This window comes from Lysobacter koreensis (assembly GCF_042677045.1).
In the GTDB taxonomy this organism is placed as follows: Bacteria; Pseudomonadota; Gammaproteobacteria; order Xanthomonadales; family Xanthomonadaceae; genus Lysobacter_K; species Lysobacter_K koreensis.
The window spans coordinates 130389-144976 of the sequence record NZ_JBHTIH010000006.1; the positions used below are offsets into that span (position 1 = coordinate 130389).

Sequence of the window (14588 nt, forward strand, 5' to 3'; positions counted from 1 at the left end):
GCGCAGCCGCCTGCGTGCCCCGCACGGGGCCGGGCTTCCGGGTTCCGAGCCAGTTCAGAACGCGCGGTTCGGGACAGCCGCGGAGTGCGGGCACGTTGGGCGCTGTGCTGGAACCACCCGGAGTTTGTGCACGATGGCGATGAACCGATGCCGATGACCTGGGCCGATCTGCGCTTCATGATCGACCGTGGCACCGGTTTGTGGCGGCGCGGCCTGACCAGCCTGCGCACACGCGGCGTGCAGGCGTCGTGGCAACGCGTGCTCAAGCAGTTCCATCGCGTGCCCGCCTCGCAGCGCCTGGCGCTGTACCTGCCCGAGCCGGCCGCGTTCTCGCCGTTCGCCGTGCCGCGCAGCGATGCGCCGCTGGCGAGCATCGTGATCCCGGTCTACAACCAGTTCGCGCACACGCTGGCGTGCCTGCGTGCGCTGGCCGCGCACCCGGCGCGCGCGGCACTCGAGATCATCGTTGTCGACGACGGCTCGTCCGACGACACCCAGGCCTGCCTGCAGCACGTCGCCGGCCTGCGCTACCACCGTCGCGTCGAAAACGGCGGCTTCATCGCCGCGTGCAACGACGGTGCGACGCTGGCGCGCGGCGAGTACCTGGTGTTCCTCAACAACGACACGGTGCCGCAGCCGGGTTGGCTCGACGCGTTGCTGGCGACGTTCGCCGACCACCCCGGCACCGGCCTGGTCGGGGCGCAGTTGCTGTACCCCGATGGCCGCCTGCAGGAGGCCGGCGGCCTGGTGTTCGCCGACGGCGGCGGCTGCAACTACGGCAAGTTCGAATCGCCGCTCGACCCGCGTTACGCGTTCGTGCGCGAGGCCGACTACTGCTCCGGCGCGGCGATCTGCATCCCGCGCGCGTTGTTCGCGCATCTGGGCGGGTTCGACCGCCGCTACGCGCCGGCCTACTACGAGGACACCGACCTCGCGTTCGCGGTCCGCGCCGCCGGTTACCGCGTGCTCTACCAGCCCCGATCGCAGGTGGTGCACGTCGAGGGCGCGACCGCAGGCACCGATACCAGCACCGGGCCCAAGGCCCGGCAGGTGCACAACCAGCAGGTGTTCGCCGACAAATGGCGCGACGTGCTGGACCGGCAGCCGACCCGCGCCAGCGAGCAGGCGGCGGTGGCCCGCAGGCGGCGCGCGATCCTCGTCATCGATAGCGCCATGCCGCAGCCCGACCGCGATTCGGCGTCGCTGCGGCTGGTCAACCTGATGCGCCTGCTGCGCCAGGAAGACGCGCATGTCGTGTTCGTGCCCACCGACCGCGTCGGCGACGGGCATGCGCTGCGCGCGCTGCAGCAGCTTGGCGTCGAGGTCTGGCATGCGCCGTTCCTCAAGGCGCTGCCGGGATGGATCCGCGAACACGGCGCGCGCTTCGACACGGTCGTGGTCTGCCGCCACTACGTGATGCGCGAGTTGCTGCCGCTGCTGCGCCGGCACGCGCCGCAGGCGGCGCTGGTGTTCGACACGGTCGACCTGCATTACCTGCGCGAGCAGCGCGGTGCGCAGGTCGCCGGCGACGCGGCGCTGGCCCGCGCGTCCGAGCGCACGCGTGCGCTGGAGCTGGACATCATCGCGCGCAGCGACGCGACGCTGGTGGTGAGCGAGGTCGAGCGCGCGCTGCTGGCGCGCGACGCCCCCAATGCACGGGTCGAGGTGCTGTCGAACCTGCACCGGGTCGCCGGCCCCGGGCAGGCGTTCGCGCAGCGCCACGACCTGGTGTTCGTCGGCGGCTTCCGCCATCCGCCCAACGTCGATGCGGTGCGCTGGTTCGTCGCCGACGTGTTGCCGAAGATCCGCGCGCAGCTGCCGCAGCCGCGCTTCCATTGCATCGGCGCCGACCCGCCGCCGGAGGTCGCGGCCCTGGCCGCGCAACCCGGGGTCGAGGTGCACGGCCACGTGCCGGACCTGGCGCCGTACATGGATGGCGCCCGGATCGCGGTCGCGCCGCTGCGGTACGGCGCCGGCGTCAAGGGCAAGGTCAACCTGAGCATGGCCCACGGCCAGCCGGTGGTCGCGACCGGGTGCGCGGTCGAGGGCATGCACCTGCGCGACGGCGAGGACGTGCTGGTCGGCGACGATGCCGAGGCGTTCGCCGCCGCGGTGGTGCGCCTGTACCGCGACCCCGAGCTGTGGCAGCGGCTCGCTGGCAACGGACTGCGCAATATCGAGCAGCACTTCTCGCTCGATGCCGCGCGCGCGGTCGTGCGGCGGGTGCTGCTGCACGACGCCTAGCCGCGGCGCGCCGGCGCGGCCGCCGGAAGGCTTCAGTCGCCCGCGCTGGCCGCGCGCAAGCGTTCGTTGAACTCGTCCAGCCCCGCCGCCGCCGGATCGAGCGCGCGCGCGGCCGCCAGCGCGGCCTGGGCCACGGCCAGCTCGCCGGCGCCGAGGCGCTCGTTGCCGACCGCGATCCAGCGCTGCGCGAGCCGCCGGCGATTCTCGGCCAGCGCCGGCGATTCGCCTTCTAGCACACGGCGCACATCGAGGCATTCGCGCGCGCGGACCAGGCGGTTGCCGCGCAGCTGGGTTTCGAAGCAGTCCTTCGCCGTAGGCAGCAGCCGCGCCACGGCCCGGCGCACGCGCGGGTCCTGCGGCGCGATCGCACGGGCGGCGCGCAGCTTGTCGAACGCGCTGTCTCCCGGCGGCGACAGCAGGTCGCCACGCGCCTCGGCGGCGGCGGCCTGCTCCAGCAACGCGCGCAGGCGCCGTTGCCGTTCCGGCGTCGGCAGCGACGCGCCGGCGCGCGCCTGGCTCTGGCGCGCGCGGTCCAGGTGCCGGCGCGCCTCGCGGATCGCCGGCGCGTCGGCGGCGATCGCCTGCGCCTCGCGCAGCGCCGCCTCGGCCGGGGCGAAGCGGAAGTCCGCGGCGAGCTGCTCGCTGCGCGCGGCATAGGCGTTCGCGACCCGCACCAGACCGCGCGCGGCGTCCGCATCTTCCGGGTCGGCCGCGAGCACCAGCCGGTAGCCTGCCAGCGCGCGTGGCAGCCGGCCGCGACGCAGGTCGGCGTCGGCGCGGCGCCGGCGCTGCTCGGCCTGCTGCGCGAGCTGTGCGAGCGCGTCAGGCAGGTCGACGTGGCCGGCATCGGCGGCCTGCACGCGGTGGATCGCGGCCGCCGCCTCCGCCAGTTTGCCGCCGGCCAGCCACTGCCGCGCCTGCTGCAGCAGCTCGGCAAGCACGTCCTCGCGCCCCTCCAGGGCCTCGGTACGGTTGGGCTGCAGCGCGATCACGCGCTGGTACAAGGCCAGCGCGCCGCCGTCGTCGCCTTCAAGCCGGCCGGCCACGCGCGCCGCGCGGGCGTCGGCGAGCAGGCGCTCGATCCCGGCGTCGGCCGCTTCCCGCTCGCGCAGCGTGCTGGCGACAGCATCGGCCAGCGCGCGCGGCACCGACAGCTCGCGCGCCAGTTGGAGCGCGCGGTGCGCATCGGCGTAGCGGCGTTCGTCGATCGCACGTCGCGCCTGCTCGATCGCGGCCAAACCCACCTGCGCCAGCCCGGTCCGCGCATCGCCGCGGTCGGGATCGCGCGCGAGCGCCGCTTCGAACAACTCGCGCGCACCGCGGCCATCGGCCGACGTCAGCCGCCCTTGCGCCAGCGCCAGCGCGGCGTCGGCGCGCAACTGCTGGGCGCTGGTCTGCGGCCACAACCAGTCCGACAGCGGACGCCGCGCGAGCAGCAACACCAGCACCACCAGCGCCGCCGCGGCAAGGCCCCGGCCCAGCCGTGCGCGCGGCGGCGGCGACTGCCGCGGGGTTGGCTGGGTGGGCGAATCGAAGCGCAGTTCGCTCCAGCGATCCAGCCACGGCTCGACGCGGGCACGCAGGCCACGTTCGCGCCGCGATCGGGCGCCCGCGGACGCGGTACTGGCAGGGGGGCGTGGATCGCTCGGTGGCGTGGGCTCGCGTGTCACCGCGGCAGCATAGCGCCGGGCCCATCGTGCAACGTCAACTGCGGTGCGCCTGTTCCACGCCCGGCAGCGCCGACAGCTTGCCCAGCAGGGTCGACAGCTGGCCGTAGTCGGCCACGCTCAGCCGCAGCCGCAGCCGCACGCGCGCGCCGTTGCGCTCGTGGTCGCTGTGGATGCTGCCGACGTGGGCGTTGCCCTGCGCGATCAGGTTGGTCACTTCCTTGAGCAACCACTTGCGGTCGAGCGCCAGCACTTCGACGTCGACCTCGTAGCCGCTGCCCTGGCGGCCCCACTCGACCGGCAACACGCGTTGCGGCTGCGCCGCCGCCAGGCGCTGGAAGGATGCGCAGGTCGGCCGGTGCACGCTGACGCCGCGGCCACGGGTCAGGTACCCGACGATCGGCTCACCCGGCACCGGCTGGCAGCAGCGCGCGATCTGCACCAGCAGGTTGCCGACGCCCTCGACCGTGAAGTCGCTGGCCTTGCGCGGCGCGCGCGGCGCGGCCGGCGCCGCCGTCGTGCTCGCCGCCACCGCCGGCGCGCTCGCGGCGCGCTCGTGTTCGAGCAGGATGCGACCGACCTGGTGCGGGCCCAGGTCGCCCAGTGCCACCTGCACGTACAGCTCGCCGTCGCTGCCCAAGTGCAGCTTGTCGCGCGCCGGCGCCAGGTCGGCGCCGAGCAAGCCCAGCCGGCGCAGTTCCTTGTCGAGCAGCTCGCGGCCGGCGTGCTCGTTGCGCGCGCGGTCGAGCTTGTTGAACCAGTTCCGGACCTTCTCGCGCGAGCGCGGGCTGGCGAGGAAGCCGTTCGCCGCCACCAGCCAGTCGCGCCGCGGCTCACCGGTCTTTGCGACCATGATCTCGACGCGGTCGCCGCTGTGCAGCTTGTGGTCGAGCGGCACGATGCGACCGTTGACCTTGGCACCGCGGCAGCGGTGCCCGACCTCGGTGTGCACGTGGTAGGCGAAATCCAGCGGGGTCGCGCCGGCGGTCAGGTCGAGCACCTCGCCCTTGGGCGTGAGCACGTAGACGCGGTCCTCGACCAGCTCGGTGTCGAACTCGCCCGACAGCGACGCGTCCTCGCCGTCACGCGCGCCGTCGCCGTGGCTTTCCAGCAGGCGGCGCATCCAGGCGATCTTGCGGTCGAACGCCGCGTCGCCGCCGCTGCCCTCCTTGTACTTCCAGTGCGCGGCGACGCCGAGCTCGGCCTGGCGGTGCATCTCGTGGGTGCGGATCTGCACCTCCAGGGTCTTGCCCTGCGGCCCCAGTACCGCGGTGTGCAGCGAGCGGTAGTCGTTGCGCTTGGGCCGCGCGATGTAGTCGTCGAACTCGCTGGGGATCGGCGTCCAGGTGGCATGCACGACGCCCAGCGCGGTGTAGCAGCCGCCCAGGTCGTCCACCAGCACCCGCACCGCGCGCAGGTCGTAGAGCTCGCCGATCGGCACGCCCTTGCGCTGCATCTTCTTCCAGATGCTGTAAATGTGCTTGGGCCGGCCGGCGACCTCGGCTTGCAGCCCCTGCTCCGCCATCGCTCCGCGCAGGGTGCGCTTGACGTGCTCGATGTAGCGTTCGCGGTCGCCGCGCTTCTCGTCGAGCAGGCGCGCGATCTGCTGGTAGGTCGCTGGCTCCAGGTAACGGAACGCGAGGTCCTCCAGCTCCCACTTCAGCTGCCAGATGCCGAGCCGGTTCGCGAGCGGCGCGTGGATGTCACGGGTCAGCGATGCCAGTTCGCGGCGCTGGTCCTCGGGCAACTTGTCGGCGGCGCGCATCCGCGCGAGTTGGCGCGCGAGCAGGATCGGCACCACCCGCAGGTCACGCACGATCGCCAGCAGCAGCCGGCGCAGGCCTTCGCCGCCGGCCTTGCCGCCGTGCTCGGCGTGCAACGCCCACACTTGTTCCGCGGCGCGTTGGCCGTCGAGCAGCGCCGCGACCGCGGCATGTTCGTGTTCGAACGCCGGCCCGAGCCGCCCGGGCAGCGCCGGAAACGCGTGCAGGATCGCGGCGGCCACGGTGTCGCCGTCGGCGCCGAGCAAGGCCAAGGCCTCGAGCGTGGCCTTGGCGATGTCGGGCGTGTCGCGTGTGGCCAACTCCGCAGCGGCGCCGGCCGCGGCCAGGCGTTGCCGGAGTGGCGCGCCGACCACGGCGGCGGCGGGCAGCGCCAGCAGCGCGTTCAGGGGGGACGATACCGGCGCGTTCATCGCATCAACCGCGAAGGTCATGGCTCGTTGCGGGTCAGCGTCTACACTAGCCCGCAACGGTCCGGAGGAACAGTTCATGCTTGCGAAACCCAGGCTTTCAATGCGCGCCCGCACCATCCGTCCGCTGCTGCTTGCCATGTCGCTGGCGCTGGCTCCCACCGCGTTCGCGCAGCAGCCGGGCGGACAGCCGATCGAGCGGCAGATGACGCCGGAACAGTTCAAGGCCGCCGGCCTGGACCAGCTCGATGCGCAGCAGCTGGCCAATCTCAACGCCTGGCTCAACCGCACCCTGGTGAGCGAAACCACCAAGGCCGCGCAGACCGCCAAGAAGCAGGTCGAGGAAGAGAACCGCGGCTTCCTCGCGTTCGGGTCGACCGAGCCGATCGTGGGACGGATCGCCGGCGAGTTCCGCGGCTTCGGCAGCGGCCGCAGCTACACGCTCGACAATGGCCAGGTCTGGCAGCAGGTCGACAGCGCTTCGCTCGCCGGCGTGCGCAAGACCAGCCCGGCGGTGAAGATCACCCCGAGCGTGATCGGCAACACCTGGTACCTGTCGATCGACGGCTACAACACCCGCGCCCGGGTGCAGCGGGTCAAGTGACGCACTGGCCCGCGCAGGCGGGGTGAAGCGCCGCGTTTGCGAGCCACTGGCTCGCGCGGCGCTGAACGCCATCGCGCCGTGCGCGGTGGCCGGGAATTTCAGGATCCAGCGACTTTGCACTCGGCGCTCGCGTAACCCACACCGCCGCATTGCCCGCACATCGAATCAATCAGCCCGGATAACGACCATGCACACGCTGCTCAAACTCGCCCTCGCCGCCACCCTGCTGCTGCCCCCGGCCGTCCACGCCCAGGACGACTACACCGCGATCGAGAAGCGCCTGACGCCCGCGCAGCTGCAGGCGACCGGACTGGAGCGGCTGACCACGCAGGAGCTGGCGCTGCTGAACCAGTTGCTGCGCGACGAGCGCGACACCGTGCTCCAGGCCGCCGACGCGCGCAGCCAGCACGACCGCTCGCCGGGACTGTTCGAACGCCGCGCGGTCGAACCGATTCGCAGCACGATCAAGGGCAGCATGCGCGAGTGGTCGGTCGGCACCCGTTTCGAGCTCGAGAACGGCCAGCGCTGGCGCGTGACCCAGGGCTCGCTGTACACCAGCACCCTGTCGCAACCCAAGGTCACCATCGCCCCCGGCGCGCTGGGCAGCTGGTACCTGCAGGTCGAGGGCCATTCGCCACGCCTGAAGGTGCAGCGCGTCGACTGACTCCGTGCGGCACGGGCCTCAACGCGGCCGCAGCTGCGCCAGCCGTGCCGCCAGTTTCTTCGCCGACACGCCGCCACGCGCACCGAGCTCCTGTGCGAACAGCGACACCCGCAACTCTTCCAGTTCCCAGCGCAGCGCCTGCCACTCCGGCGTATCGGCCTGGCCGCTGGCACGCGCCGCATCCAGCGCCGCCACGAACGGCTTGAGTTCCAGCATCCGCGCCTGGTCGCGCACCGGGTCACGTAGCGCGCGTTCGCCGCGCAGCGCCAATGCCTTGAGGTAACGCGGGTACTCGCGCAGCGCGTCGGCCGGCACGTCGCGCAGGAAACCCGGCGGGGTCAGCGCCGCGAGTTGCGCGCGCATGTCGTCGAGGTTGCCGCTGGCCCACCCCATCAGCGGCGATTCCAGCTTGGCGCGGGCCTGCGCGACGGCGGTGAGGATGGCTTCGGCCTGGCCCAGGCGTTCGGTCGCCTCGCCGAACAGGCGCTTGGCCACGGCGTCGCGACGTGCGGCGAACGCGTCGGCGTCGCGGATTTCGTCCAGGCCCTGGCTGACCAGCGATTCGAACGCGCCGTCGAGCAGGTCGGCGCGCAAGCGGTCGCCGATCGGCAGCTGGTCACCTTCATCGTGGCGCGGCGCCGCCGCCTCGATCGCGGCGTACAGCAAGCCGGTCTTGGGCGACACCGGCAACTGCTTGCGCGCCTGCTTGCGCTTCTCGGCCAGCGCCAGCCACAGCAGCCGGCGCACGCCGCGCGGGTGCGCGCGCAGCGCGGCGTCGCGTTCGGCGTGCACGCGCAGCGAGACCGACTCGCCCTCGTCGTGCAGCGCCGGGTACGCGGGCACGCCACCGGCGCCGGGCACCGACAGCGGGATCGGCGTGTCCGGGAAGCTGGTCAATTGCGTTTGCGCCAGGCCGGCGGCGGCCTGGGCCGCGAACGCCGCGGCTGCACGCGCGCCGAAGCGGGCGCGCAACTCGTCCAGGTCGCGCGATTCGGCCAGCACCGCGGGTGCGCCGCGGCCCTCGCCGGCCGCGTCGAGCAGGCGCAGGTTGATGCGCAGGTGCGGTTCCAGCTCGCTGTCGTCGAACTCGCCGGCCTCGACCGCGACCCCGGTGACCTTGCGCAGGAACGCCGCCAGCGCGCCCGCAAACGCGCCCTCGCGCGCCGCGTCCTCCGGATGCGCCTCGGCGAACGCGCGGGCGAAATCCGGCGCCGGCACGAAGTTGCGGCGCAGCGTCTTCGGCAGCGACTTGATCAGCGCCGCCGCCTTGTCGGCGACGAAGCCCGGCGCCAGCCACGACAGTTGCGCCGGGTCGAGCGCGTTGAGCAGGTGCAACGGCACGCTCACGGTCATGCCGTCGTCGGGCGCGCCCGGCTCGAAGCGGTACTGCACCGGCAACCGCGCATTGCCGAGCAGGACGAATTTCGGGAAGCGCGCGGCATCGCTTTCATCGCCGACCAGCAGGTCGTCGAGCGTCCATTCCAGCGCGGCCTTCTCCGCGGCCGGCAGCTTGCCGAACCACGCGTCCAGCGCCTGCGCGTTGTGCACGTGCGCGGGCAACCGCTCGAGGTACCAGCGCGCCATCCACTCTTCGTCGACCACCAGCCCGGCGCGGCGCTGCTTGGCCTCTTCCTCGCGCGCCTTGGCCAGCGTCGCCAGGTTGCGCGCGAGGAACGCGCTGCGGGTGTTGATCTCGCCGGTCACCAGCGCGTCCCGCGCGAAGATCGCCCGGCTCTCTTCCGGAAACAGTGCGCCGTAGTGCACCGGCCGCTTCGGCGCGAGCACCAGCCCGAACAGGCTGATCTGCTCGCTGCCGACCACGCGGCCTTGCGAGCGCGCCCAGTGCGGGTCGTGGTGGCGCCGCGCGAGCAGGTGCGGCAGCTCCTGGATCACCCAGTCCGGTTCGATCGCGGCATTGGTCATCGACCACACGCGCTCGGTGTCGAGCACGGTCGCGGCCAACACCCACGGCGGCGGCTTCTTCGCCAGCGGCGAACCCGGGAACAACTGGAACTTGCGCCCGCGCGGCCCGTCGTAGCCGCCACCGGTTTTCTTGTCCGGCGACGGCGTGCGCTGGCCGATCTGGGTCGGCAGGCCGGCGATAAGGGCGCGGTGCAGGGTTGCGTACTGGGCATGGCCAATGGCCTCGCTCTCGGCCACGATCGCGGGGTTCTGCTGCCAACCAAGCTCGTCGGCCATCAACTTCAGCTGGCGGTGCAGCTCGCGCCACTCGCGCATGCGCAGGAACCCGAGGAAATGCTTCTCGCACCAGCCGCGCAGCTTCGACTGGGTCAGCTCCTCGTGCGCCTCCTGGTAGGCATCCCACAGCCTGAGGATGCCGACGAATTCCGATTTCGGATCGGCGAACAGCGCATGCGCGGTATCGGCCGCGCCGCGCTGGTCGCTGGGCCGCTCGCGCGGGTCCTGGATGCCCAGGAAGGCCGCGATCGCCAGCATCTCGCGCAGGCAGCCGTGCTGGTTGGCCGCAACCAGCATGCGCGCGAGCTTCACGTCGACCGGCATCCGCGCCATCAGCTTGCCGACCGGGGTCAGCGCGTAGTCGCCGCGCTTGTCGGACGGCTTCGATCGCGATGCCGACTCGGCGATGCCGACCGCGCCGAGCTCGCCCAGTTGCTGCCAGCCGTCGGCGATCGCGCGCGGATCGGGTGCCTCCAGGAACGGGAAATCCTCGATCCGCCCCAGCCCGAGCGACAGCATCCGCAGGATCACCCCGGCCAGCGCCGCGCGGCGTATCTCCGGATCGGTGTAAAACGGCCGCGATTCGAAATCGGCCTCCGAGTAGAGGCGGTAACAGGTGCCTTCGGAGATGCGCCCGCAGCGGCCCTTGCGCTGGTCGGCGCTGGCCTGCGAGATCGGCTCGATGTGCAGCCGGTCGAGCTTGCCGCGCGGGCTGTAGCGCTTGATCCGCGCCAGCCCCGGATCGACCACATAACGGATCCGCGGCACCGTCAGCGAGGTCTCGGCGACATTGGTCGCCAGCACGATGCGGCGCCTGACGCCGGGATTGAACACGCGGTCCTGGTCGCGCACCGACAATCGCGCGTACAGCGGCAGCACCTCGGTGTCGCGGTACTTGCGCCGTTCCAGCGCCTGGTGGGCGTCGCGGATCTCGCGCTCGCCGGACAGGAATACCAGCACGTCGCCGCGCGGATCCTCGCGGGTGATCTCGTCGCACGCGGCGACGATGCCATCGGTAATGCTGCGCTGACCGTCGCGCGCTTCCGATTCGGCCGTGTCGCCCTCGTCGCCTTCGCCCCCCAGCGGGCGGTAGCGTACCGACACCGGGTAGCCGCGGCCCTCGACGTTGACCACCGGGGCGTCGTCGAAATGCGCGGCAAAGCGCGCGGTGTCGATCGTCGCCGAGGTCACGATGACCTTCAGGTCGCGGCGCTTCTTCAGCAGTTGCTTGAGATAGCCGAGCAGGAAATCGATGTTGAGGCTGCGTTCGTGCGCCTCGTCGATCAGGATCGTGTCGTAGGCCGACAGCCAGCGGTCGGACTGGATCTCCGCCAGCAGGATGCCGTCGGTCATGAACTTGATCGCGGTGCCCGCGCCGACGTTCTCGGTGAAGCGCACCTGGTAGCCGACCACGCCACCCAGCGGCGTGCCGAGCTCCTCCGCCACGCGTCGCGCCACCGCGCGTGCGGCGATCCGGCGCGGCTGGGTGCAGCCGATCATGCCGGCGCTGCCGCGGCCCGCGGCCAGGCACAGCTTCGGGATCTGGGTGGTCTTGCCCGAGCCGGTTTCGCCGGCGATCACGACCACCGGGTGGGCGCGGATCAGCTCGACGATCCGCTGCGCTTCCGAAGCGATCGGCAGCGTCGGGTCGACCGGCGCCTGCGGCAGCGACGCCGCACGCGCCTCGCGCTGCGCGACCGACGCCGTCAACGCCGACGCGAACGCCGCCTGCGCCCGGGCGTCAGTCGGCCCGGCGTTCCAGCGCGACCATAGCCCGTGCAGGCGGCCGCGGTCGCGGCTCAGGGCACCGTCGATCGCGGCCAGCGCCTGGCGCGGAGCAGCCTGCGCGAGTCCGGCGTGCCCTAACGGGGCCTTAGCGTCTGCGTCGATAGAGTTCATTGATCCAATTGAAAGAAACAATCCATTTCACGCCGCCGGCGTGCGGGCCTATTGTCGCCGCATGCCATCCACCCGGGAGAAACCGCATGGCCAAGTCGAAATCCGCGGGCAAGTCCAAGCCCGAGAGTTCCAAGTCCAAGACGCCAAAGACGACGTCCCCGAAGAAATCCGACTCCGTGGTCGCCGCGCGCATCGAACCGGTGGCGTCACCGGCCGCCGCGGGCAACGCCCCGGCCATTGATATCGGGATCAGCCCGGGCGATCGCAAGAAGATCGCCGAAGGCCTGGCGCGCTTCCTCGCCGACAGCTTCACCTTGTACCTGAAGACCCACAACTTCCACTGGAACGTCACCGGCCCGATGTTCAACGCGCTGCACAACATGTTCGAGATGCAGTACACCGAGCAGTGGAACGCGCTGGACGAGATCGCCGAACGCAGCCGCGCGCTGGGCTTCAACGCCCCGGGTTCCTACGCCGAGTTCATCCGCCTGTCGTCGCTGGCCGAGGAGCCCGGCCTGGCCCACGCCCCGGATTGGCGCGAGATGGTGCGGCAGCTGACCGTCGGCAACGAGGCGGTCGCCCGCACCGCGCGCAAGGTGCTCAAGACCGCCGACGATGCCGGCGACGACCCGACCGTGGACCTGATGACCCAGCGCCTCAACATCCACGAAAAGTACGCGTGGATGCTGCGTTCGTTGCTGCAATAGTCCCGACCCGCGCCATGCCTGTCCGGCCCGCCGCCGCGCCCGGACAGGCTCCGCGATCGCGCCGTCCGCCGGCCGTGCGGACGACGCCTTCTGCGGAGTATTCCTACCCGTGTTCATGCCCGTCTCCGAGGGCGCTGCTCCCCACGCTTGTTACCCTAGCGCCCATGCCCGACGCCGCCCTCGACCTGCTCCGCCACACCTTCGGCCACCCCGCGTTCCGCGGCGAACAGGCGCAGATCATCGACCAGCTCGTCGCCGGCGGCGACGCGCTGGTGCTGATGCCCACCGGCGGCGGCAAGTCGCTGTGCTACCAGCTGCCGGCGCTGCTGCGCGCCGGCTGCGGCATCGTCATCTCGCCGCTGATCGCGCTGATGCAGGACCAGGTCGAGGCGTTGCACCAGCTCGGCGTGCGCGCCGCGTACCTCAATTCCACCCTGGATGCGGCCGCCGCGGCCGACGTGGAGCGCGCGCTGCTGGCCGGCGAGCTGGATCTGCTCTACATCGCGCCGGAGCGGCTGCTCACCGCGCGCTGCATGGACCTGCTCGACCGCGCGTCCATCGCCCTGTTTGCGATCGACGAGGCGCACTGCGTCTCGCAATGGGGCCACGATTTCCGCCCCGAGTACCGCAAGCTCACGGTGCTGCACGAACGCTGGCCGGAGGTGCCGCGCATCGCGCTGACCGCTACCGCCGACACCCCGACCCGCAACGAGATCGCCGAGCGCCTGTCGCTCGGCGACGCGCGCCAGTTCGTCAGCTCGTTCGACCGTCCGAACATCCGCTACCGGGTCGTGCACAAGGACGGCGGCACCCGCCAGTTGCTGGACTTCCTGCTGACCCACCGCGGCGACAGCGGCATCGTCTACGCGTTCTCGCGCAAGCGCGTCGACAGCACCGCCGAGCAGCTGCGCGCGGCCGGCATCGATGCGCTGCCGTATCACGCCGGCATGGACGCGGCCACGCGTGCGGCCAACCAGCGTCGGTTCCTGCAGGAAGACGGCGTGGTGATGGTGGCGACGATCGCGTTCGGCATGGGCATCGACAAGCCCGACGTGCGCTTCGTTGCCCACATCGACCTGCCCAAGTCGATCGAGGGCTATTACCAGGAAACCGGCCGCGCCGGCCGCGACGGCGAACCGGCCGAGGCTTGGCTGGCCTACGGCCTCGGCGACGTGGTCAACCTGCGCCAGCTGATCAACCAGGGCGAAGCCGGCGCCGAACGCAAGCAGCTGGAGTTGCGCAAGCTCGACGCGCTGCTCGGCTTCTGCGAATCGACCGGCTGCCGCCGGCAATCGCTGCTGGGCTGGTTCGGCGAAGGCCACCCCGGCGCCTGCGGCAACTGCGACAACTGCCTCGAGCCGCCACACAGCTGGGACGGCACCGAAGCCGCGCGCAAGGCCCTGTCCTGCGTGTACCGGACCGGCCAGCGCTTCGGCGCCGCGCACGTGATCGACGTCTTGCGCGGCAGCGAGACCGAGAAGGTCGCCAAGTTCGGCCACGAACGCCTCAGCACCTGGGGCATCGGCAGCGACCTGGACGCGCGGCAGTGGAGCGGCGTGTTTCGGCAACTGGTCGCCGGCGGCCTGCTCGAAGCCGACGTCGAGCGTCACGGCGCGTTGTGCTTCACCGCCGAGACCGCCGCCGTGCTGCGCGGCGAACGCACCCTGTTGTTCCGTACCGAGGCGCCCAAGCCCGAACGCCGCCGGCGTGACCGCGCCGGCGCCGCGACGGCCACCCTGCCCGACCTCGCGCCCGACGCGCTGATCCGCTTCAACGCGCTACGCGAATGGCGCTCGACCACCGCCCGCGAACAGAACGTGCCGGCCTACGTGATCTTCCACGACAGCACCCTACGCGCGATCGCCGAAGCCGCACCCGACGATCTCGACGACCTGTCGCGGATCGCCGGAATCGGTGCGGGCAAGCTGGACCGCTACGGCGAGGCGGTGCTGCAGCAGCTGTTTGACCCCGGCTAGGCCGCGCGGACGCATCCGCTTCTCCCCCCATCGGCAGATGGGTGCCGCCCGCCAGCGCTTTCACCGACCGTTGGCAGGTACGTGGTTCGGCAATCGTCGTCGATAGCGGCGAGTTCTGGGTATGACTGCCATTCGCGCTGCGGATCAAAATCCGCTTTTGCATCAATATCGAAAAACGCGATATCGACCCCCGGGTTGACCTTCCTGGTCGGCTCGGAGTGGGGTCCGGGTTCGCGCGGCGGTATCGCCCGCCAAGGCATGCGAACCGCAGCCGCCGATGGCCACCGGGGGTTGTTACTCCGCCTTCCACGCGCCATGGATATCGCGCACGCAAAAAGAAACCCCAGCCTGGTGGGCTGGGGTTTCGGGGATAAAGCCCCTGGCGATGACCTACTCTTGCATGGCTTAAGCCACACTACCATCGGCGCGTGTGCGTT

The 14588-nt window shown here is 71.6% G+C and carries 8 protein-coding genes; 5 read left to right on the plus strand and 3 right to left on the minus strand.

Annotated features, from left to right (window positions below; all coding sequences use genetic code 11):
- The first annotated feature begins 147 nt into the window (after nucleotides 1-147).
- Nucleotides 148-2244, plus strand: a complete 2097-nt coding sequence (locus ACFQZQ_RS12020; RefSeq protein WP_386813036.1) for a glycosyltransferase — start codon at nucleotides 148-150, stop codon at nucleotides 2242-2244.
- Between the two features lie 32 nt (nucleotides 2245-2276).
- On the opposite strand, the gene ACFQZQ_RS12025 is transcribed toward ACFQZQ_RS12020, so the two are convergent.
- Together ACFQZQ_RS12025 and ACFQZQ_RS12030 are read right to left on the minus strand one after the other, a co-directional pair.
- A complete protein-coding gene (locus tag ACFQZQ_RS12025; protein WP_386813037.1) occupies nucleotides 2277-3914 on the minus strand; it encodes a hypothetical protein in 1638 nt (545 codons plus the stop codon).
- A gap of 34 nt (nucleotides 3915-3948) precedes the next feature.
- Complete coding sequence (locus ACFQZQ_RS12030; RefSeq protein WP_386813059.1) at nucleotides 3949-6105, minus strand: RelA/SpoT family protein; 2157 nt, start codon at nucleotides 6103-6105, stop codon at nucleotides 3949-3951.
- Between the two features lie 100 nt (nucleotides 6106-6205).
- Here ACFQZQ_RS12030 and ACFQZQ_RS12035 point away from each other — a divergent pair, with 100 nt between their 5' ends.
- Together ACFQZQ_RS12035 and ACFQZQ_RS12040 are read left to right on the plus strand one after the other, a co-directional pair.
- Nucleotides 6206-6706, plus strand: coding sequence for a hypothetical protein (locus ACFQZQ_RS12035; protein WP_386813038.1), 501 nt, complete (start codon nucleotides 6206-6208; stop codon nucleotides 6704-6706).
- Between the two features lie 187 nt (nucleotides 6707-6893).
- On the plus strand, nucleotides 6894-7370 hold the full coding sequence (locus ACFQZQ_RS12040; protein WP_386813039.1) for a hypothetical protein: 477 nt from the start codon (nucleotides 6894-6896) through the stop codon (nucleotides 7368-7370).
- A gap of 18 nt (nucleotides 7371-7388) precedes the next feature.
- Here ACFQZQ_RS12040 and hrpA read toward each other — a convergent pair whose 3' ends face one another.
- Nucleotides 7389-11468 carry an ATP-dependent RNA helicase HrpA gene (hrpA, locus tag ACFQZQ_RS12045; protein ID WP_386813041.1) on the minus strand — a complete coding sequence of 1360 codons (4080 nt, stop codon included), beginning with the start codon at nucleotides 11466-11468 and terminating at the stop codon, nucleotides 7389-7391.
- An 86-nt stretch (nucleotides 11469-11554) separates the two neighbouring features.
- Here hrpA and ACFQZQ_RS12050 point away from each other — a divergent pair, with 86 nt between their 5' ends.
- On the plus strand, nucleotides 11555-12175 hold the full coding sequence (locus tag ACFQZQ_RS12050) for a Dps family protein (protein ID WP_386813042.1): 621 nt from the start codon (nucleotides 11555-11557) through the stop codon (nucleotides 12173-12175).
- A gap of 164 nt (nucleotides 12176-12339) precedes the next feature.
- Nucleotides 12340-14151, plus strand: a complete 1812-nt coding sequence (gene recQ / locus ACFQZQ_RS12055) for a DNA helicase RecQ (RefSeq protein WP_386813043.1) — start codon at nucleotides 12340-12342, stop codon at nucleotides 14149-14151.
- Nucleotides 14152-14588 lie beyond the last annotated feature (437 nt).